Source organism: Flavobacterium sp. IB48, from assembly GCF_016405855.1.
GTDB classification, from domain to species: domain Bacteria; phylum Bacteroidota; class Bacteroidia; order Flavobacteriales; family Flavobacteriaceae; genus Flavobacterium; species Flavobacterium ginsengisoli.
In genome coordinates, this window is the sequence record NZ_JAEFCA010000008.1 from 51,228 (window position 1) to 71,191 (window position 19,964).

Here is a 19,964-nt window from a genome sequence, read left to right on the forward strand (position 1 = left end):
TAAATGAAAACGGTATTATTATAAAAATATTTTCATGAATTCTCTTTCTTCAGCTCTTTAAGAAAGTAACTGAACGAAATTCCTGTTTTGGAGTGAAATGCATTTGTGAATCGGGGAGTGGAAGTAAAACCGGCTTCCTCCGCCAGAGATCCTATGGAGTAATTTCTATGCATGCTTGAGTTGCGCAGCAGTTCCACCAGATAATCAATTTTCAGGTCATTGATATAATCGGCAAAACGCTTGCCGCTGCGATGGTATATCACTTTTGAAAGGTATTTGCTGTTTGTATTAAACCTTACGGTTAAAGTGGCTAGTGTTGCCTCTTTTTGCAGGAATTTTTTATCCCTTTCAAATCTTTCAAGGTGTCTTATTATCTGCTGTACAGTTTCCGGCGAAATATCGGTTATTTCGAATTTATCGGCTGCCTGTTTCTGTAAGCTGCTCTGTTCATTTTTTTTCAGAAGCAGATCAAATTTGATCTTATTGCGCTTTTTAGTTTCAAAGTGGTTATAGGTCCCATAAATGACAGCGGAGAATAGAACGACAACAACGCTGATCAAAATAACATCATAATATTTCGCTTTTACAAGCTGCTGCTGTATTTTTTCTTTTTCAATGAGAATTTCCTTCGTATCATACTGCTTATGGATTTTTCCCATTAGATACGTATTTGCATCTGTTAATACAGAGTCCGCTTTTAAAAGCTGGTCTATGTAATAAAGCTGGGATTTCAGGTTATTTTCCTTCTTGTAATATTTAATCATTAATTCAAAAACTTCTCTTAAATCCGGACGAATGTAATCTTTCTCAATAAATACTTTTTCCACCTTTTTAAAGTAAGGAACTGCTTTTGCCTGACGCTGTAGTTTCCAATAGTTTTTTCCAATGTAAAAATTAGCGATTGATTCATTTGCAAATTCTGTCATGCTGTTTAACTGCGGCATGACTTCCTGAAGCAATTGAATCGAAGTATGATAATTATTTAGAAAGAACTGGTTGATTCCTTCGGAGTGCTTAAAAAATAATTCCATTTCTGGTATATTAAGCCGTTCACATTCTTTAATTCCAAATGCATTAGTTTCGGAACATTTACTGTAATCTCCAATCTTATTGTAACAAACACTAAGTGAATGCAGTGAATTTAAATAGGGGCGGGGCTGATTTTTTTTTAAATATTCAATGCAGTCATTAAAAAGAGAAATGGCTTCATCATAAAATCCGAGGTAAAATTTAATCTGGGCAATGTGATATTTAGTTTTATAGATCAGGTAATCATTATCAGTTTTAGAAATGTTCTCATTTGCAGTTATATAACAATCATATGCTTTTACATAGTTTTTCTGGCTGTAATAGACTATTCCTTTGGATAGCTGAGCAGATCCGATCAGTTCATTACTTCTTGACTTTACAGCTGTCTGTATCATGCTGTCTGCGTATTTTAAACGGAGAATCATAGGTGACTGATGCAGCATATTTTGATATGCATTAACTAACTCTTCATGATTCTTTTCCCTGCGCGCTTTTTTTAAATAGGCATATAAATATGGAGATGCTTTCAGGCTGTCATTTTTGTATTGATAAATTTTATCATCCAGATATCCATAACTTTTAAAAATAAGGGAATCAGGAATTCTGTTCTGAGTATTCTGGGCAGTTAAAGATTTAATTATAAATAGAAGTAACAGTACCGATAAATTACATTTCATAATACATAGAAATTTTGAGTTTATGCTCTGATGAAAGCATAAATCAGATTAATAAAAAAAATGTAGAGGCCATTGGAGAGCAGCTTTCAAAAATACTGTAATTATTTGAATTTCAATATTTAATGTAAGAAAAATACATTGTTGATTTCATGGAAATCGACAGTGGATTTTCCGAAAATCCACATACATGTTCTTGATTTATGATTTTTTGCAATTTAGATTTGCCTTGAATTCAACAGCAAAAGATTCAGTAAAGTACTGAGCAAAAGTTCTGCTGGCCCGGGTAAAATGGACTGAGACAAGTTCTCAATTAACCAAACCATTTTGCATTATGAAAAATTTACTATTAACTGGTTTAATTATTTTTTTAGGTTCATGTTCAAATGACGATTTTGACAATTCTGATTTAAGATTGGTTTCCAGCCAAGCAATCAGCAAAGAGGAAACTGCAGATTTTAAAAATGGGTCTGCTTTAGAGGAAAACTTTAAGGAAGTTCCGGCCGGAGATTATGTACTTCTAGTTCCTGCCCAATTAAAAGAAAGGATCATTTCAGTATTAAAAGCCCAACATGGGCGAAATGAACTAAAGACTTTTGAGAAAAGCAGTTCTGCTTTAGATACAATTTCTTCTACGGAGGATCCTGTCTCAACATTATTTATTATTGTTGATGAAAGTATACTGGGATCATCATTGAAACTTGATCTGAAGGGGTATATAGTCAATCTTGGAAATCTTCGCGGCCAGCAGTACCAAATTGTGGATGATTTTATAATTCAATATGAGATTTCAAAACGACAAGATTCAACACTTCTAACAGGAGAAAAGGAATCCATTTTATCTATTTCCTCAATTTCGGAAGCAATTTTATTTAGTGAAAAGGACAGAAAGGACAGAGATTGGGAGACATCCACCACCAGTAAGAGTACCAGACATTAATGACGTAACGACGTAATTGAAGTTGAATTACTTCCTACTAATATAGTTGATTAATAATTTTCTAATCTATCTGATTTATGAAAAAGAGAGCTTTGTTTTATATTTTATTGTTCCTTTTTAATCTTTGCAGCCTTTATTTTATAATGAAGCTTTTTGCTGCTGATCAGCTGGTTCAGTACGTACTTTACCAGGACAATATAATTGAGAGTCCGAGATTAACGGCGTATATCTTATACGTCTGCTGTTTGTCTAATTTATATTTCCAGTTTTTTACATGGATGGAATATTTTTTCAAGGATGAAATCTAAAAGGAGATCTAAACTAAAAGAGCAAAAATGATTAGAGAAATCTTAAATACTGAGATTAAAAGCATTGAAAATGATGGTATTGATGTAGTCTACATTACAGACTATAGGGCAAAAAATATTGTACCGGTCCCATTTTCCGTTTCAAATTTTTCAGTGCTTTTAATCAAAAGTGGTAAAATGAATATCAGATTTCATGACGAAACTAATATAGTTAATAGGAAAGATTTATTAATAATCCCATTTAATTCCATTTGCACCAGACTTGAAGCCACGGATAATATCCAGCTATATCTTGTAAGGACAAATTTTGATTTTGCATTTAATAATTGTTATGAGAAAGAGCTTTCGGATGCTTTTAGTTTTCTAATGTTAAAATCAGATCGAAAGATTAGTCTTCAGGAAACAGATTTTAAAGTTTTGTCACTTATTTACAAATTAATGTATGTATTGCAGAACAGCAATGACAAACCGGAAGTAATTAGTAAGCTGCGCCGGATATGCTTTAATTTATTTATATATGAACTCAGGTTTATACATTCGAAATATAAACCCGACTTAAATCTTGACTTTTCAAGAAGGGAAAGCATTGTAATACAATTCCTGACTCTATTATCAATACATTTGAGAAAACAACATCATGTTCAGTTTTATGCAGGAGCTTTATTTATCACTCCAGGACATTTGAATAAGATGGTAAAAGAAAGCACAGGTAAAACAGCTAAAGCATTTATAATTGAAGCTCTTATCAATGTTTCAAAAAATCTTCTTACAGACTCAAGCTATTCCGTGGCTAATATTGCCGATGAATTAGAATTCAGCAGCGCTGAAAACTTTGGCGTATTTTTTAAAAGACATACTGGTATGCTGCCAACCGAATTTCGTTCTAATAAAAAATAAACTGCCAACACAGCTCCTTATTCTGCCAGAGATTGTTTAATTAAAACGAGAAGACGATGATTAAAATGTATCCTTTGGAATGGTTTGATTCGTTGATTATAAATTCATTTGATGCTGATAATTCTTCTGTAAAAGTATCGGAATATGAATTGGAGAATTTGAGAAAAACAATAGTATCTGAATCAAAAAAAATTAAAATTCATATTAAAGATTCTTTTTTCGAACTGAAAAGTAAAAGGCAGATTAGACTTCTTGTAAGAAAATACCATTCTTCATTGGTTTTTTTAATAGACAGCGTAGTAGAAATAAGAATGATCGAAAAATTCAATTCTCCTGAATTTTTTAGAATATTTGACCTGATCGTTAGTTCCCTGGACGATTTGCTGTCATTTGTAGAAATCAGATATTCGTCCTTTATGAGTTTGGACCAAAGGGTGTCTTACAGCTATTTTTCAATTTGGAAAAAAGAAGCACTCGAGGTTTTAAAGAATCTGATTAAAAAAAAAGAAAATACTGGGGAGAATGATTTAGAATTGGAGTTTGTTGTCGATCTTCTTGCTGCGCCACTTCAAAACAGCAGAAAGAGCAAGTATACCTATCGCCAGATTTTGTATTATCGAGAAATAATGATGGAACTTGAAAAATTAAATGATCAAGTTACGGAATCTGAAGGTTTTTCAAATCTTGATCGTATGCTTATAAGAATGAATTTTAATTCCAGAGAATATACCGAGAGACTGGTTAATAGAATAGGCATGTATTTAGAAGGTTTTGAGAATTTATCTGAAAGACTTGAAAAGCTGCTCTACTTCTGCAAGAAACTGTCTAAAATAAACGCAGATTTAAAATTAACCTTTAATCCATCTCAACAGAATCTTATCTCATTTTTGGAATACTGGTTCTCCAGCGAAATCAGATTTGCTGAAAAAAAGGCTGCAATTCTAATACAGGCACAGATTGATGCTTCTGTCGGGAGTGAATTTGTAGAGCAAGCCGATTCAAAACTTGAATGTATACTTTCAGGAGATCAGATTGGACTTATTTTAAGGGCTACAGATGAGGCGAGAATTATTAAGGCCAAGTCTATGAATTACCTATTTAAAAGTATAGTGCCTTATCTTTCTACTCCCGTAAAAAGAAATCTTTCTTACCAGTCAGTGAGAAGCAAATCATATAATGCAGAAGAGCGTGATAAGGAAATTGCGATTGAAAGTCTTGAAAAAATAATCCGTAAGATAAAAACGTACTAGATTTTATTGTCTTGTGTATTCTGACAACCCTTTAAATTCGGGCATTTTGAAAGGGTACAAAAAGGGTACAGAAAAGTTGTACTTGTAGAAAATTTATTCTTATCGTTCCTTTGACCTGTAGAATAAATCCCATCAAAATTTAACGGATGGTGATTTTCATAGAGGAGGATAAAATGTTGAACGATAAAATGAGGAGCTATGTTTACAAATATTTCATGGGGCAGTTATCTGACCGCGGCTGGTATTGCTATACTTTTCTGGTATCTAATAATCTTACTGAAATTTCACAGTCGTGATTTAAAAAAAATCTTATCAGGTGAAAAGAAACTGCAAATACCATTTCTAAAAAAAACTTCTAAAAATTTACAGGAAATAAAATCGATATCCGATTCATTTCCGAAATCTTTTGATACCCTTGAAGATGCAGAAAATCTATCGCTGCGTATCAAAGAAGCAGTTAAAGAAAGTGCAGAAAAACGACTAACAAAACAGCAGTTTCAAAACTACCTGCGAATGCTTCTGGATGAATATCCTTATGTCAAAATTTCCTCCCTCAAAGAAAACATTAACCAACAAATGGTCTTTGAATCTCAAAAGCATCCCGATCTGCTTTTAACGCTCAGTGAGGCAGACAGTCTTTGGGAAGGACCGGTATTTTAAAAAATTCAGAGGAGGAATATTCCCCGTTCTCTCTGGTGCGGTATGGCTTTATGTGACAGGAAAAATAGAGCTGCAACGGTGGTATTCCTCTTCTTTTTATAAAGAATAACTTTAAAAATGATTTGTGATGAAAAAATGCAGATGGAAATTAAAAAGTCTTATTAGAAGATTTAGAACTATGGGATCGTCGCTCCTGATGATTCTGGTTAGTAATGTTATTTACAGCCAGGATGGTGTGGCGGGAATTAATGAAGCCAACCAGAAAGTGAGAAGTTACTTTGATGCCGGCACTGAGTTAATGTATGCAGTAGGAGCGATCCTCGGGCTGATAGGAGCAGTAAAAGTATACCAGAAATGGAATGCCGGAGATCCTGATACAGGAAAAGTGGCGGCAGCATGGTTTGGAAGCTGTGTGTTTCTGGTGGTAGTCGCTACTGTAATTAAATCCTTTTTCGGGGTTTAAACGATAGAGAAGATGAGTAACAGCGTTTATTCGATCAATAAAGGAATCAATCAGAGTATAGAATTTAAGGGACTTAAAGCGCAGTACATCTGGTATTTGGGCGGAGGTGTTGTAGGTCTTATGATTCTGTTTGCTGCCCTGTATATAATTGGAGTGCCTTCCTTGATATGCATTGGTTTTATTGGAACGGCGGGAGGTTTTCTTGTTTTTAAAATATACAGAATGAGTAATACCTACGGAGAATACGGCATGATGAAGGCTCTGGCTAAAAAACAGATTCCGAAGTGGATTAAAGTTTACAGCAGAGCAGTTTTTATGAAGTTATAGCTGTAGAGCGTTAATGATATAATGGAGAGAGGATGGAGAAGAGGATGGAAGATCTGCTGCCGGTTATGGCAGTGGAGCATGATTGTATTTTATCAAAACAGGGCGATGTAACTATAGTTTTTAAGGCAGAACTGCCTGAAATTTTTACGCTGTCAGACCAGGAGTATGAAGCTTTCCACCAATCGTGGATAAAGGCTTTAAAGGTGCTGCCGAAGTTTTGTGTTTTTCATAAACAGGACTGGTTTTTAGAAAGTGCTTATAAAGCTGATTTTTTAAGTGAAGACAGCAGTTTTCTGACCAGAAGCAGCGAGCGTTTCTTTAACGAGAGACCTTTTTTGGATCATTCCTGTTATATCATGCTGACCAAGAAACCGGCGGGAAGAAGAAATGCAACCTCATTGTTTTCTAATCTGCTTAGAAGTTCCATAGTACCCGAGGAAACCTTAAAACCCCAGCTTCTGCAGGATTTTGCAGATACCTGTGGCCAGTTTAAGAGAATTATGGAAGACAGCGGATTTATAAAGCTGGAGCGTCTGCAAAATGAATCGCTTAGAAGCGAGAGCAGAAGAATCGGGCTGGTGGAAAAGTATTGTTTTTTATCAGAGCGTGAAGATTCATTTGTTTTTAAGGATATCAGGTTTGATGAAGGATTAGCAGTAGGGGATAAACACTGCCAGCTCTTTACGCTTGGTGATGCGGCTGATCTGCCCGGATTATGCGGATCAAGAATTAATTTTGACCGTTATTCTACTGATAAAACCAAATTCAGCATTGGTTTTGCTTCAACCCTTGGCCAGCTTTTATCCTGCAATCATATTTACAATCAGTATATCTTCATTGAGGATTCACAGAAAACCATCCAAAAGCTGGAAAGCAAGCGACTCAGACTGCAGTCACTCTCTGCCTACAGCCGCGAGAATATGATTGCCAGGGATGCGACAAATGATTTCCTGAACGAGGCAGTATCACAGCAGAGGCTTCCGGTTAAAGCCCACTTTAATGTACTGGCCTGGAGCACGGATAAGGAAGAGCTAAAAGAGATTAAAAATAAAGTTTCATCAGCTCTTGCGCAGATGGATGCGGCAGCGAAGCAGGAAACTGTCGGAGCTCCTCAGATCTATTGGGCTGGAATGGCGGGAAATGCTGCGGACTTTCCCATGAATGACACCTTCGACACCTTTACGGAACAGGCGGTATGCTTTCTGAATATGGAAACGGGATATAAATCTTCGCTGAGTCCCTGCGGTATCAGGCTGGGAGACAGGCTGACTGGAAAACCAGTTCATGTTGATATCAGCGATGAGCCTGTTAAGATGGGAATCTGCACTAATCGCAATAAGTTTATATTGGGACCTTCGGGCAGCGGCAAGTCCTTTTTTACCAATCATATGGTGAGAAGCTATTACGAGCAGGGAACGCATATTGTGCTGGTGGATGTTGGGCACAGCTATAAAGGGCTCTGCGATATGGTAAACGGGTATTATTTCACTTACGATGAAAAGAATCCTATCCGTTTTAACCCATTTTATATTTCAGAAGGAGACAGTCTGGATACGGAGAAAAAAGAGAGCATTAAAACGCTTCTGCTTGCACTCTGGAAAAAAGACGACGAAACCTTTAACCGGAGCGAGTATGTAGCACTCTCAAATGCCCTGCAGCTGTATTACGAGAAATTGGATATTAATGCAGAGATATTTCCCTGTTTTAACAGCTTCTATGATTTCCTGAAAGAGAATTTTATCTCAATTTTGGAAGGCGATAAAGTAAAGGAAAAGGACTTTGACGTCAATAATTTTCTCTATGTGCTCAGGCCTTATTACAAGGGAGGCGAGTTTGATTATCTGCTGAACGCGACAGAAAATCTGAACCTTCTAAACGAAAGGTTTATTGTCTTCGAGCTGGATAATATCAAAGACCATCCAATTCTTTTTTCAGTAGTGACCATCATAATAATGGAAGTTTTTATAAACAAGATGAGAAAACTTAAGGGTATCCGAAAAATGATACTTATTGAGGAAGCATGGAAAGCACTAATGAAGGAAGGTTTTGCAGATTACATAAAGTATCTTTTTAAGACTGTGCGTAAATTTTTTGGGGAAGCAATAGTGGTAACTCAGGAGGTGGAGGATATTATTTCTTCACCTGTGGTCAAGCAGGCTATTATCAACAACAGCGACTGCAAGATCCTTCTGGACCAGAGCAAATATCAGAATAAGTTTGACCAGATTCAGGAGCTGCTGGGACTTACAGACAAAGAAAAGGCACTTGTACTTTCTGTAAATAAATCCAATGATCCAGCCAGGAAATACAAAGAAGTGTTTATCTCCTTGGGAGGGATGCTTTCAAAGGTCTACAGAACCGAAGTTTCGCTCGAGGAATATCTGGCGTACACGACAGAGGAAAGCGAGAAAGTGAAAATGAATGCCTACGCGAAGAAGTTTGGCGGGGACATAAAGAAAGGAATAGCCGCAATGGCTCAGGATATGAGAAATGGAATTAAATGAAAAGGAATAATGAAAAAGAAATTAATAGTATTGATGGTCTGCCTGCTGCTAGTCGGCACCTCGGCAAGACCTGCGGAAAAAGTTGCGGTACTGCCGATACTGGAAATTGTAAAAGCTGTTACGAAAAAGGTAATTAAAGCCATTGACCTGAGAATCCAGCGGCTACAGAATAAAACGATCTGGCTTCAGAATGCACAGAAGCAGGTGGAAAATGTACTTTCCAAATTGAAGCTCGATGAGATTTCGGACTGGACTCAGAAACAGAAGGATCTTTACAAAGGCTACTATGAAGAACTCGCAAAAGTAAAGTCAATTATTACCTACTATCAGAGGATAAAAGAGATTACCAAAAAGCAGACACAGCTTGTTCAGGAATATGAAAGAGCCTGGAATCTTTTCAAGCAGGATACCCATTTTAAAGACAGCGAAATCCAGTATATGGAGCGCGTATATACAGGAATACTCGAGGAAAGTGTGAAGAATATCGACCAGATTTTTTTGATTCTGGATTCTTTTGCCACCCAGATGAGCGATCTCAAACGTCTTGAAATCATCAACAAGGCCGCTGATCAGATTGATGGGAACTACGACGACCTTACAATGTTTAACCAGCAGAACATACTGCTGAGTCTTCAGAGGGCCAAAACAGAAGCAGATGTAAACCAAGTGAAACAATTTTACGGAATTCCATAATTCAATAAAAAAAACATGAAAAAGATAGCTGTACTACTAGTAGCGCTCTGTGTTTTTAATCAAAGTATGAGCGGGCAGGCAAAGCAGAGGAAGGAACTAATCCTTCAAATAGCGGCACTTCAGGTTTATATTGACTATGCAAAGAAAGGATATTCGGCAGTATCAAAGGGACTCAATTTTATTGGGGATGCCAGAAAAGGAGAAGTCAACCTTCACATTGATTATTTTAACTCACTTTTAAAAATTAATCCAAAGGTTCGGAATTATTATAAAACTGTTGAGATCATTTCCATGCAGTTTAAAATAATGAAACTCTGTAGAAAGACTTTGGCAGATCTTAAGACTGTTGATTTGTTTCATGGTAATGAACTGGACTATATAGAGAGGTCTTTTGAGAAACTTCTTCAGAACTGCAGTCAGACTCTCGAGCAGCTGCTTGTTATTACCACCGATGCAGAACTGGAACTAAAAGATGATCAGAGACTTGAGCGCATTGATCTCCTGCACAAAACTATGCTGGAGGATTATAATTTCTGTCTTTCTTTCAGCAATGAAGCCAGACTGCTGTCGATTTCAAAAACTGCTGACAAAGAGGATTCTAAAGGATTAAGTGAATTGTACGGATTATAAACTTGCAATGATGAAAAAGATATTATTGTTTATGGCAGTTATCTGCCTATTTCTGACTCCGGATAAATCAATAGCGCAGTCAGCAGAAATTCAGCAGCTGATTTTGAATATCGAAAAGCTATCCCAGTTCAAGAAAATTCTTAGTGATATGAAAAAGGGATATGAGCTGCTTTCAGGTGGATACAAAACGGTGAAAGATATGACTGAAGGAAACTTCAGCCTGCATAAAACTTTTCTAGATGCTCTTATGCAGGTAAGTCCAGCGGTAAAGAATTACAAAAGGGTAGCAGAGATAGTAGAATATCAGATTTCAATAATTAAGGAAAGCCGCAACGGAATGAACCGATTTATAAAAAGCGGAAATTTCAGCGGACAGGAAATAAATTACTTTGAGAAAGTTTATGGAAACCTGCTTAATCAGAGCCTGCGAAATCTCGATGAACTTACGATGGTCATAACTGCGGATAAGCTCAGAATGTCGGATGATGAGAGGCTAAAGGCCGTTGACGATATCTATGAGCAGATGCAGGATAAGCTGCTATTCTTAAGAAACTTTAATACCACGTCAAATGTGCTGGCTCTTCAGAGATCAAAAGAGAAAAATGATGTTTATGTCTCAAAGAGTTTTCAGGAATTTAAAGAGTAGAGTATGAAATGCCTATTAAACAAAAAAGCAGTTTGTGTGATGCTTATCGTATTACTGCTTCCTTGCAGAATAATAGCACAGGGACTAGGGGACGAGATGGATAGTCTTCATGGGGTCTTAGACCAGCTTTATGATGAAATGATGCCGTTGTGTTCTAACCTAATTGCTGTAGGGCAGGGAATAGCAGGCTTTGGAACTATATGGTACATCGCCTCACGCGTGTGGAGGCATATAGCAAGTGCCGAGCCCATTGATTTTTATCCGCTCTTCCGTCCCTTTGTTATAGGATTCTGCATTATGATTTTTCCGTCGGTTCTGGCACTTATTAACGGAGTTATGAAACCAACTGTTACAGCTACTGCAGCTATGGTAACAGGCTCTAACAATGCAGTTGCTGTTCTGCTTAAAGAGAAAGAAAAAGCAATTAAAGAAACCGATCCATGGAAGATGTATGTCGGGACTGTAGGTACGGGTGATCGTGACAGATGGTATAAGTATACGCATGAGGGTGCTGATCCATCGGATGAGAGCATGCTCGCAGGCATAGGCAATGATATCAAATTTGCGATGGAAAAAGCTTCTTACAGTTTTCGAAATTCGGTCAAGGAATGGCTGAGCGAGGTGCTGAGGGTTTTGTTTGAGGCGGCCGCCTTATGCATTGACACCCTTCGGACATTTCAGCTGGTGGTGCTTTCCATTTTAGGTCCGCTGGTATTTGGAATCGCAGTATTTGACGGTTTCCAGCATACGCTCACTGTCTGGCTTGCCCGATATATCAATATTTACCTCTGGCTTCCTGTTGCCAATATATTCGGAAGTATTATAGGAAAGATTCAGGAACTCATGCTCAAGCTGGACCTCTCGCAGGTGCAGGCAACAGGTGACACTTTTTTCAGCAGGACCGATATGTCATATTTAATTTTCATGATAATAGGTATCATAGGATATTTTACCGTGCCTTCTGTTGCCAATTATATAGTTCATGCAGGCGGAGGAGGAGCCTTGGGTCATAAGGTGACAAGCATGTTTGGAAATTCAGCTAGTTCTGTTATGAGAACCTCTTCAAATGCGGTTGGAATGACTGCTGATGCGATGGTAGATGCGGATCGGAGAATGACCAGCAGCATGGCTGCGACAGCAGGAAGAAGTCCTTATTTTACTGATAAAGGTAACTATATGAATGACAGGCTTAAAGGAAATTCTAAACAGACTTAATAACAGAAGCATATGTTTACCAAAATGAAGAACATTGATACGGCATTTAGATATGTGAGAGGTTTCACGATGCTTGTAATTGCAGGCTGCATCATAATAAGCTGCTATACTGTCTATAAAAGTTTCCAGACAGTGAGCCTTATGCAGGATAAAGTATATATTCTGGCAAATGGAAAAGCGCTGGAAGCTTACGCTTCGGAAAGAAAAGATAACATTGCTGTTGAAGCAAGGGACCATGTGAAAACCTTTCACAAGTTTTTCTTTACCCTTGATCCTGATGATAAGGTCATTAAAACGAATATCACAAAAGCGCTATATCTGGCAGACGACAGTGCAAAGCGGATTTATGATGACCTGAAGGAAAACAATTTTTATTCGGGTATTATATCAGGAAATATCAGCCAGACCATCCAGATTGACAGTGTGAGTATTGATATCCGTGAATATCCCTACCGTTTTAGATGTTATGCCGGACAGAACATTATCCGTACTACCAGTGTTTTGAAAAGAAGCCTGCTTACAGAAGGTGCGCTTCGCAATGTATCAAGAAGCGATAATAATCCGCATGGTTTTCTTATCGAGCGGTTTAATACGATTGAAAACAAAGATATTTCCGCAGAAACCAGAAAATAGAGATTTATGAAATCCTTTTTTACAAGACAGACTGAGCCTTTTGTGTATCACAAGTATTATCTGCTATTGCAGAAAAGATGGGCAGAAAAAATGAAGAGAGTCACAGATGGGCTCTCTAAAACAAAACTGATCTGGGGACTTCTGTTCTTTACGGTTTTGACATCGGGTTATTTAATTTATAACCTGTATAGGACATTTTATAAACAAGCTGAGGTTTCAACAGCTTCAAAAATTAAGACAATCAATTTAAAAAACTAAAATTATGCAAGAGAAAACATTATCTCCAAAGGAATCTAAAAAGAGAAAGATGCTTTTAATGCTGCCTCTTATAACATTTCCATTTCTCACATTCTTATTTTATTCATTAGGCGGCGGAAGAATGGAATCCAAGATGGCAGGGAACGATGAAAGGAAAGGATTCAATTTTAATCTGCCGCTGCCTAAATTTAAAGAAGATTCAGCACTGGATAAGATGAGCTATTACGATCAGGCGGCAGTTGATTCGATAAAACTGCGAGAGCAGATAAAAAAAGATCCTAACTATAATGATAATAAAGTCTCGGAAGATGAAGCAGATTCTTTTTCCACAAGTGATTTTGAATCCCGCATGCTTCCAAAAAACAGATCGGCTTTTAATTCTCAGTCTTTTCAGGACCGCAATGAACAGAAAGTTTATGAGAAGCTGAGGGCTCTTGAAAACATAATCAGCCAGCCTGCTGTCCCGACTTATGGCCAGGACATGAGGGAATTTGAAAATTACGGCACTTCTCGTGGAAAATCGGAAGAGATTAAAAAACTTGAAGGGCTAATGTCGACGATGAGCGTACCGCAGGAACCTGATCCGGAACTTCAGCAATTAGGCGGTATGCTGGAAAATATTTTGGATATACAGCATCCGCAGCGCGTGCAGGAAAGGCTTAAACAAACATCTGAGAGCAAAAAAGGCAAAATATATTCAGTGCAGAAAAAAGAAGCAGAGAATAACATAAGCTCACTTCAGCGGAATGCCGATTGGCAGACCTCTTTGAAAACAAATGAATTTTATTCTCTGGACGAAGCACAGCCTGCTGAAGAAATACAAAATTCTATTGAAGCAGTTGTGCATCAGACGCAGACTATTGTCAATGGCTCGGTGGTTAAATTAAGACTCACCAATGATATTTTTCTCCAAGGAACAATTATACCCAGAAATACTTTTCTGTATGGCATGGCGGCTCTAAAAGGAGAGAGGCTGGAGGTAAAAATCACAAACATCCAGTACAATAATTCGATATTTCCCGTCGAGCTGGCAGTCTATGATTTGGACGGGATTGACGGTATCTATATTCCCGGAGCGATTAACAGGGATGTGGCTAAAGCATCTACCGATCGTTCTATCCAGACACTCGGTCTTACCGGGATTTCGGATTCATGGGGAGCACAGGCCGCAGGTATGGGCATCGAGGCAGCCAAAAGTCTGATGAGCAAAAAGGTAAAACTCATAAAAGTGGTTGTAAAGGCAGGGTATCAGGTGCTGCTGTATGATGAAAAACAAAAGAATTTAAAACTTTAAAAGAGAGAAAATATGAAAAGAGCGAATTATTTGTTTTTAATCAGCTTGCTGCTGGTTTGTGTTTCAGTTAATCCACAGTCAAACGCAAGGGAAACTGTCTTATACGAAGACCAGTATAAAAATCTACAAGTAGGTTTTTCTAAAACCACAAGCATTATTTTTCCTTATACAATCAAGAGCATAGATAAAGGAAGTGCAGAAGTGCTTGTACAAAAAGCAAAAGGAGTTGAGAATATACTGCTTGTAAAAGCTGCTAAACAGCATTTTTTTCAGACGAATCTGACAGTTATAACATCTGACGGGAAATTGTACGTTTTTGTACTGAATTATGACGATTCGTGCCCTGACTTAAATTTTAAGGCTGAAAATGCAGTGGCTGCAAGCAGGAATGTGCTGTTTTCTTTAGAAAACGAAAATCAGAAAAGAATTGAACAGTGTGCTTTGGCTGCATATTCAAAAAAGAAAAAAATCAGTGGTCTAAAAAAATCAAAGTATCAGATCAGACTGGAGGTGAACGGGATCTTTATCCAGCAGGATGTTTTGTATCTGCGTATTGTTTTTGAAAACAAATCAAAGATTAACTACGATATTGATCAGCTCCGTTTTTTTATCAGAGACCAGAAGAAGTCAAAACGTACCGCGTCACAGGAAATTGAACTGCAGCCTTTGTACGCGACTTCATCTTCTTCTGTAATTCCTTATAAATCTGAAATAATAAAAGTTTATGCTCTGGAGAAATTTACCATCCCGGAGAATAAGTATCTGACACTTCAGATGATTGAAAAAAACGGCGGAAGACATTTGGAAGTGGATATTAATAATAATCTGACTGATAAGGTAATTCCGATTACAAAATTAAGCAGTGACACATTTTAAGCTTTAAAATAAATTATGATAATCAATTTAGCTGACACTGAAATGATGCTGTCATTTGCTGAGGAAATGGCTTATAACGGCCATCGATTTGCCGCCTTTAATACCGATGAGGTGACTGATACCGACACAATTGAGTTTTTTAGAAATCCCTTGGATGCGAAGGAGTACTGTCTGGTTATGAACAATGATGCGAATTATTTTCAGAGCCTGCCGATTGAATCAGTTATCGACGACTTGCGAGCAGTTTTGAATAGCGGGGCAGATACTTCCGAAAATGAAGCAATAGAACTTACTGGATTTGCCAAAAGGGAAATAGATAGGAGAGAAATTTTAGAAAATAATTTAAATGAAAACGCAATGAATGAGAAAAATTTAGAATACCTGAAAGACCAGTTAAAATATACTGGATTTGGAGAAACGTTCGATGCTGAACTGCGAGAGAACATAATGAAGGGAGATAAGGATTTTAAAATTATGCACACCGGCATTATGAACAATGGTCTGCCAAATAAGGATACCTTAACTGTAGAATTAAATTTCAAAAGGTCTGAGCAGACAGATATGTACTTTTTTAATTCCTATCATGTCAATCTTCAGAAAGAAGAAAGCAAACCTGGTATGGAACAGACCTTCTACATCAACAAAGACAGCGCCAGCATTACAATGAAAGAGGCTTATAATTTGATGGAAGGCAGATCTGTCAATAAAGATCTTAAAAACAAAGAAGGGGAGAGCTATAATTGCTGGCTGAAAATCGACTTTAAACAATCTGACAATGGTAATTTTAAGCTGAACCAATACCATCAGAATTATGGGTATGATCTGGAAGCAAGTCTGGCAAAACATTCAATCAAAGAGCTCAATACTCCGCAGTATAAAGAAGACCTTTTGAATTCGCTAAAGAAAGGAAACCTTCAGTCGGCGACTTTTGTTGTCGGCGGTACTGAAAGTAAAATGTTTGTGGAGGCAAATCCCCAGTTCAAGACTGTTAATGTTTACGATGAAAATTTACAAAGAATTAATCATCGAGAGAGCAAGGAAGAAAAAAAGGCTGAATCTCAAAAAGAATCAGTATCTAAAGATCAAAAAAAAAATCTAGATTCTGATGAAGGTGATTCAGGGAGGAAAGATAATAAAGTAAAGAAAAGAAAAACTCCTTCACTTTAAAAGTTATGGAAAAATTAAAGCCTTTATCGGATTTTTTCACCGCAATAGAGAATGATTACCGGATTAGTCCAATGCATATTGCCATTTATGCAGCTCTATTACAATTTAGATCCGTTAATGGCTTTATTAATCCAATTTTTGTATTCAGCTCGGAGATTATTGTTATTGCTAAAGTTTCTTCAGCAAATACTTATCATAAATGTGTCCAGGAACTTCATCAGTATGGATACATAAAGTATAGACCATCTTTTAAAAAAAATCGTGGAAGTGAAGTATATTTTTTGTTTTCAGCTGATGCGGACATCTAAAGATTCTGCAATTAATAATTTTATGAAATTGTACTATGAATGAAATTGTAACCAAGGAAGATCTGAGACAGTTTGGTCTTCTTCTAGTAGATAAAATACAGGCTGTATTTAAAGATAAGGATTCTGGACGGAAAGAAACTTTGGAACCAGAGTGGATTAAAAGCAAGTCTGTGAGAAAACTGCTTGATATTTCAGCAGGTTCAGTACAGAATCTTAGAACAAGCGAAAAAGTCCGTTTCAAAAAAGTGCTTGGCTCGTATTACTACAATAAAGAAGATCTTCAAAAGCTATTTGATGATGATAAACACTAAAAGATTAAAAGAAAGCTATATAATGAGTTATCTGTCAATGTATAGTAATGATCCTAAACTAAATGTCTGGCATCTATCAATTTTGACAGCAATACTGGGATTAGGCTATAGGCAGGGACAAAGAAGAAGGATTAAAGTCAGCCGCAGTAAAATTATGGAGCTGTCACATGTGAATACGTTACCGACTTATCATAAGTATTTTAAACAGCTTCAGGATTTAGGATACATTAAGTACACCCCATCTTATCATCCAGGATATAAAAGCGAAGTTAGGTTGTGTAAAAAGAGGCTATCTCAAAATATTTGAGATAGCCTCTTTTAATTTTAAATATATTTTGAAATTTATTTATCACGAAGAAATGTTGTATTTCTTTTTGATTGCCTGAATTTCCTTTTCGAGCCTGCTGAGAACCGCCAAATCAGGTTTAGACATTTTGGACCCAGTTTTATTGAGTTTTTTATTGAGAATAGACATTTCACGTCCGATTGTGGCCTGCTCAGTTATAGCATATGCCTCAGTCTGTTTTACCGATGCATGACCCAGCAGTTCTTTAACTACATTAATAGGGACGTTGTTATTTAATGTCACAGTGCTTCCAAAAGTACGGCGGGCCATATGCGTGTTTAATGTAAAAGGAAAGCCACACAAGACTGCCACCTCTTTTAGATACTCATTCATTTTCTGGTTGGATGAAACAGGAAGCACGGTTCCACGCTGGATACACAGCGGGTGCTCTTTATATTTTTCAACTATTTTCAGTGCTTGGGGAAGAAGAGGGACATTAAATGATGAGTTTGTTTTCTGCCTTTCGGACATAATCCATAGATTTCCATCAATGCCTTCTTTGATATCAGTTTTCTTTAATTGATAAGCGTCTATGTAAGCCAGGCCAGTGTAGCATTGGAAGACAAATACATCCCTTACGACATTGAGCCTGTCAGTTGTGAAATAATGACTTTCAAGTTCGTACAATTCCTGTGCGGTGAGTGGTTTTTTTACCAGTTTTGTTTTACGTCCCTTAAAGTTCTTAAATGGGTCCTTGGTGATTAACTCCTTATCAATGGCGCGGATTACAATCTTTTTGAAATTTGCAATGTATTTAAGGGTGGTGTTGTTGCTGCAGTCGCGTACAGTTCTAAGGTAAAACTCGAAGTCCTTTACAAACTCAAGATTCAAATCCGCAAATTCAAGATCGTGCTTTTTAAGCTTGAATTTTATAAACGCAGTCAAATGGTTTTTAGTAATGGTAAACCGGTCAAGGGTGCCTTTTGCATAGCCTTTTCCAAGAAGCGCCTCCATTTCATCATTATGCTTTTGAAATTCTTCGAGAACCTTAATCTTTGGCGCGGTCCTTCCCAGAACCTCGTTCATAATTTTCTCAGCGGTTATGGTTTTGCCGCTGTACATCATTTCGGTTTTGATTTCATTGATTTTTAAAGTCAGCGAATCCAAAAAGAAGTTCAGCGACTTTGCATCTTCCTTTGAGCCGACCGCTCTTTCGAACCTTTGATCCCATCGAGTATTATCCCATTTTCTTTTAGTTGAGCTTTCCTTACGGATACCGTCAACAGTTATTCTGAAATATACGATCCATTCTTTACTTTCTATTTTGGGTCTTTTTAAAAAGAATCCCAAACCAAAACTGCTTTCCAACATAATCCTACTTTTTAAATTAATAAATGTAGAATAATATTACTGCCAAATCAAGTCGTTAATCTCGTTAACCCCTATGATATAAGGGATTTTTACTATTTCTGGTGCACTTTTCAGCGCGCCGAAAAGTGCACCGATTCTGCACCTTTAATTTTGTGAGGATTTGTAAATATTGAAAACAGGCCTAAAATAAAAAAAACCTGCAAATCCTTGAATTTGCAGGTCTTCAGACATTTTTTGTGGCTTTTTGAAAAGATTGAAAACTTTAAGTTTTCCGCCTTTTTGGCCTTTCCGTGGGGAGAGCAGGATTCGAACCTGCGAAGTTCACACAGCAGATTTACAGTCTGCCCTCGTTGGCCGCTTGAGTATCTCCCCGATCTCAGCTTATTGTGCTTTGTTATTCTTAGCGGTGGCAAAGATAGCAACGTTTTCTACATTTCCAAACAAAAAAACGACTTAATTTTAAGTTATTTTAAAGTTATTTTTTAATTATCTGAAATTGAATAAAATAAAAACAAGCTAAATTGAGTTTTTTTAAAAATTTTCACAAAAGAAAGAATATTCTTAAGTGTTGTCTATTGTTTTTACTTTGGGTTTTTTCTTCAATAAAGTTGTCAGGTACTACTTTTATTGATGTCTTAGACGGAATATTGAGAATATAATTTCTAATTTAATCTTGATTTGTAATTGTCTTTTTCTAATCGAAAAAAAGCAGGCAGTTTAAAAATTGTCATTGTAAATAACGTTTTTTAAGACGAGCTTCTGTTTTTAAGGCAATATGCCATAAAACAAAAAAATCTCCACGAGGGAGATTTTTTATTATTTTAAATAGAAGATTATTTTGCTAGCAATTCTTGAATTTTTGCTTTTAATTCATCGCCTCTTAAATCTTGCGCAACTACTTTTCCTGATGCATCAAGAATAAAAGTTGCAGGAATTGCTTCAACATTATATTGTCTTGCAATTGGTTCATCCCAAAATTTTAGATTAGAAACCTGAGTCCAAGTTAAACCATCTTTTGCAATAGCTTCTTTCCATTTTGCAGCATCTTTATCAAGAGATACCCCGATAATGTTTAATCCTTTAGAATGAAATTCTTTGTATAAAGCCACAATATGCGGATTTTCCTGTCTGCATGGTCCGCACCATGATGCCCAGAAATCTACAATAGTTGCTTTTCCTAGACTTTCTTTAAGCGAAACCATTTTTCCTTCTGGATTCGGAGCC

General features: G+C 36.8%; 19 protein-coding genes, 1 tRNA gene and 1 pseudogene. 17 read left to right on the forward strand and 4 right to left on the reverse strand.

Translation table 11 applies throughout. From position 1 onward, the window contains the following. Window positions 1-32: 32 nt before the first annotated feature. Window positions 33-1,706, reverse strand: a complete 1,674-nt coding sequence (locus JC605_RS20095) for a helix-turn-helix domain-containing protein (protein WP_198857887.1) — start codon at window positions 1,704-1,706, stop codon at window positions 33-35. A gap of 331 nt (window positions 1,707-2,037) precedes the next feature. Between JC605_RS20095 and JC605_RS20100 the strand changes: the two genes are divergently transcribed. The 17 genes from JC605_RS20100 (at window position 2,038) to JC605_RS20180 (ending at window position 17,083) form a co-directional block, all read left to right on the forward strand. Next, window positions 2,038-2,643: a hypothetical protein gene (locus tag JC605_RS20100; RefSeq protein ID WP_198857888.1), complete on the forward strand. Its 606-nt coding sequence runs from the start codon at window positions 2,038-2,040 to the stop codon at window positions 2,641-2,643. A gap of 335 nt (window positions 2,644-2,978) precedes the next feature. Next, a complete protein-coding gene (locus tag JC605_RS20105; protein WP_198857889.1) occupies window positions 2,979-3,848 on the forward strand; it encodes an AraC family transcriptional regulator in 870 nt (289 codons plus the stop codon). A gap of 56 nt (window positions 3,849-3,904) precedes the next feature. Continuing rightward, a complete protein-coding gene (locus JC605_RS20110; RefSeq protein ID WP_198857890.1) occupies window positions 3,905-5,098 on the forward strand; it encodes a hypothetical protein in 1,194 nt (397 codons plus the stop codon). A 198-nt stretch (window positions 5,099-5,296) separates the two neighbouring features. Then, window positions 5,297-5,758 carry a hypothetical protein gene (locus tag JC605_RS20115; RefSeq protein WP_198857891.1) on the forward strand — a complete coding sequence of 154 codons (462 nt, stop codon included), beginning with the start codon at window positions 5,297-5,299 and terminating at the stop codon, window positions 5,756-5,758. Window positions 5,759-5,936: 178 nt separating this feature from the next. Further along, window positions 5,937-6,221, forward strand: coding sequence for a DUF4134 domain-containing protein (locus JC605_RS20120; protein WP_223704658.1), 285 nt, complete (start codon window positions 5,937-5,939; stop codon window positions 6,219-6,221). Window positions 6,222-6,233: 12 nt separating this feature from the next. After that, entirely contained in the window at window positions 6,234-6,548 is a 315-nt protein-coding gene (locus tag JC605_RS20125) for a DUF4133 domain-containing protein (protein WP_198857893.1), read from the forward strand. Between the two features lie 32 nt (window positions 6,549-6,580). Continuing rightward, window positions 6,581-9,052, forward strand: coding sequence for a TraG family conjugative transposon ATPase (locus JC605_RS20130; protein WP_198857894.1), 2,472 nt, complete (start codon window positions 6,581-6,583; stop codon window positions 9,050-9,052). A gap of 9 nt (window positions 9,053-9,061) precedes the next feature. Continuing rightward, the gene (locus JC605_RS20135; RefSeq protein ID WP_198857895.1) at window positions 9,062-9,745 is read left to right on the forward strand and encodes a conjugal transfer protein TraI; all 684 of its coding nucleotides are present in this window, start codon (window positions 9,062-9,064) and stop codon (window positions 9,743-9,745) included. 15 nt (window positions 9,746-9,760) lie between these two features. Beyond that, window positions 9,761-10,375 (forward strand): hypothetical protein, encoded by a 615-nt coding sequence (locus tag JC605_RS20140; RefSeq protein WP_198857896.1) that lies wholly within the window; start codon window positions 9,761-9,763, stop codon window positions 10,373-10,375. A gap of 10 nt (window positions 10,376-10,385) precedes the next feature. Continuing rightward, complete coding sequence (locus tag JC605_RS20145; RefSeq protein ID WP_198857897.1) at window positions 10,386-11,021, forward strand: TerB family tellurite resistance protein; 636 nt, start codon at window positions 10,386-10,388, stop codon at window positions 11,019-11,021. A 3-nt stretch (window positions 11,022-11,024) separates the two neighbouring features. After that, window positions 11,025-12,236: a conjugative transposon protein TraJ gene (gene traJ, locus JC605_RS20150; protein ID WP_198857898.1), complete on the forward strand. Its 1,212-nt coding sequence runs from the start codon at window positions 11,025-11,027 to the stop codon at window positions 12,234-12,236. A gap of 24 nt (window positions 12,237-12,260) precedes the next feature. Next, window positions 12,261-12,869, forward strand: a complete 609-nt coding sequence (gene traK, locus JC605_RS20155) for a conjugative transposon protein TraK (RefSeq protein ID WP_255562402.1) — start codon at window positions 12,261-12,263, stop codon at window positions 12,867-12,869. A gap of 262 nt (window positions 12,870-13,131) precedes the next feature. Next, window positions 13,132-14,421 (forward strand): conjugative transposon protein TraM, encoded by a 1,290-nt coding sequence (gene traM / locus JC605_RS20160; protein ID WP_198857900.1) that lies wholly within the window; start codon window positions 13,132-13,134, stop codon window positions 14,419-14,421. A 12-nt stretch (window positions 14,422-14,433) separates the two neighbouring features. Further along, window positions 14,434-15,297, forward strand: coding sequence for a conjugative transposon protein TraN (traN, locus tag JC605_RS20165; RefSeq protein ID WP_198857901.1), 864 nt, complete (start codon window positions 14,434-14,436; stop codon window positions 15,295-15,297). A gap of 15 nt (window positions 15,298-15,312) precedes the next feature. Next, window positions 15,313-16,464, forward strand: a complete 1,152-nt coding sequence (locus tag JC605_RS20170) for a hypothetical protein (RefSeq protein WP_198857902.1) — start codon at window positions 15,313-15,315, stop codon at window positions 16,462-16,464. A gap of 5 nt (window positions 16,465-16,469) precedes the next feature. Then, entirely contained in the window at window positions 16,470-16,772 is a 303-nt protein-coding gene (locus tag JC605_RS20175) for a hypothetical protein (RefSeq protein WP_198857903.1), read from the forward strand. 35 nt (window positions 16,773-16,807) lie between these two features. After that, window positions 16,808-17,083 carry a DNA-binding protein gene (locus tag JC605_RS20180; protein ID WP_198857904.1) on the forward strand — a complete coding sequence of 92 codons (276 nt, stop codon included), beginning with the start codon at window positions 16,808-16,810 and terminating at the stop codon, window positions 17,081-17,083. Between the two features lie 349 nt (window positions 17,084-17,432). On the opposite strand, the gene JC605_RS20185 is transcribed toward JC605_RS20180, so the two are convergent. From JC605_RS20185 to JC605_RS20195, 3 genes and pseudogenes are all read right to left on the reverse strand, one after another. Continuing rightward, entirely contained in the window at window positions 17,433-18,740 is a 1,308-nt protein-coding gene (locus tag JC605_RS20185; RefSeq protein ID WP_198857905.1) for a site-specific integrase, read from the reverse strand. Window positions 18,741-19,031: 291 nt separating this feature from the next. Beyond that, window positions 19,032-19,112, reverse strand: a tRNA-Tyr gene (locus tag JC605_RS20190). A 461-nt stretch (window positions 19,113-19,573) separates the two neighbouring features. Then, window positions 19,574-19,960, reverse strand: a pseudogene (locus JC605_RS20195) (TlpA family protein disulfide reductase); the annotation flags it as partial. Window positions 19,961-19,964: the final 4 nt, after the last annotated feature.

Excerpts from the sequence above, each read along its gene's own strand:
- traN (WP_198857901.1), top strand. The coding sequence starts at position 14,434 with ATGAAAAGAGCGAATTATTTGTTTTTAATCAGCTTGCTGCTGGTTTGT.
- JC605_RS20135 (WP_198857895.1), top strand. The coding sequence starts at position 9,062 with ATGAAAAAGAAATTAATAGTATTGATGGTCTGCCTGCTGCTAGTCGGC.
- JC605_RS20100 (WP_198857888.1), top strand. The coding sequence starts at position 2,038 with ATGAAAAATTTACTATTAACTGGTTTAATTATTTTTTTAGGTTCATGT.
- JC605_RS20180 (WP_198857904.1), top strand. The coding sequence starts at position 16,808 with ATGAATGAAATTGTAACCAAGGAAGATCTGAGACAGTTTGGTCTTCTT.
- JC605_RS20125 (WP_198857893.1), top strand. The coding sequence starts at position 6,234 with ATGAGTAACAGCGTTTATTCGATCAATAAAGGAATCAATCAGAGTATA.
- JC605_RS20170 (WP_198857902.1), top strand. The coding sequence starts at position 15,313 with ATGATAATCAATTTAGCTGACACTGAAATGATGCTGTCATTTGCTGAG.
- traM (WP_198857900.1), top strand. The coding sequence starts at position 13,132 with ATGCAAGAGAAAACATTATCTCCAAAGGAATCTAAAAAGAGAAAGATG.
- JC605_RS20105 (WP_198857889.1), top strand. The coding sequence starts at position 2,979 with ATGATTAGAGAAATCTTAAATACTGAGATTAAAAGCATTGAAAATGAT.
- JC605_RS20175 (WP_198857903.1), top strand. The coding sequence starts at position 16,470 with ATGGAAAAATTAAAGCCTTTATCGGATTTTTTCACCGCAATAGAGAAT.
- JC605_RS20130 (WP_198857894.1), top strand. The coding sequence starts at position 6,581 with ATGGAGAAGAGGATGGAAGATCTGCTGCCGGTTATGGCAGTGGAGCAT.
- JC605_RS20145 (WP_198857897.1), top strand. The coding sequence starts at position 10,386 with ATGAAAAAGATATTATTGTTTATGGCAGTTATCTGCCTATTTCTGACT.
- JC605_RS20185 (WP_198857905.1), bottom strand. The coding sequence starts at position 18,740 with ATGTTGGAAAGCAGTTTTGGTTTGGGATTCTTTTTAAAAAGACCCAAA.
- JC605_RS20140 (WP_198857896.1), top strand. The coding sequence starts at position 9,761 with ATGAAAAAGATAGCTGTACTACTAGTAGCGCTCTGTGTTTTTAATCAA.
- JC605_RS20110 (WP_198857890.1), top strand. The coding sequence starts at position 3,905 with ATGATTAAAATGTATCCTTTGGAATGGTTTGATTCGTTGATTATAAAT.
- traJ (WP_198857898.1), top strand. The coding sequence starts at position 11,025 with ATGAAATGCCTATTAAACAAAAAAGCAGTTTGTGTGATGCTTATCGTA.
- JC605_RS20120 (WP_223704658.1), top strand. The coding sequence starts at position 5,937 with ATGGGATCGTCGCTCCTGATGATTCTGGTTAGTAATGTTATTTACAGC.
- traK (WP_255562402.1), top strand. The coding sequence starts at position 12,261 with ATGAAGAACATTGATACGGCATTTAGATATGTGAGAGGTTTCACGATG.
- JC605_RS20115 (WP_198857891.1), top strand. The coding sequence starts at position 5,297 with ATGTTTACAAATATTTCATGGGGCAGTTATCTGACCGCGGCTGGTATT.
- JC605_RS20095 (WP_198857887.1), bottom strand. The coding sequence starts at position 1,706 with ATGAAATGTAATTTATCGGTACTGTTACTTCTATTTATAATTAAATCT.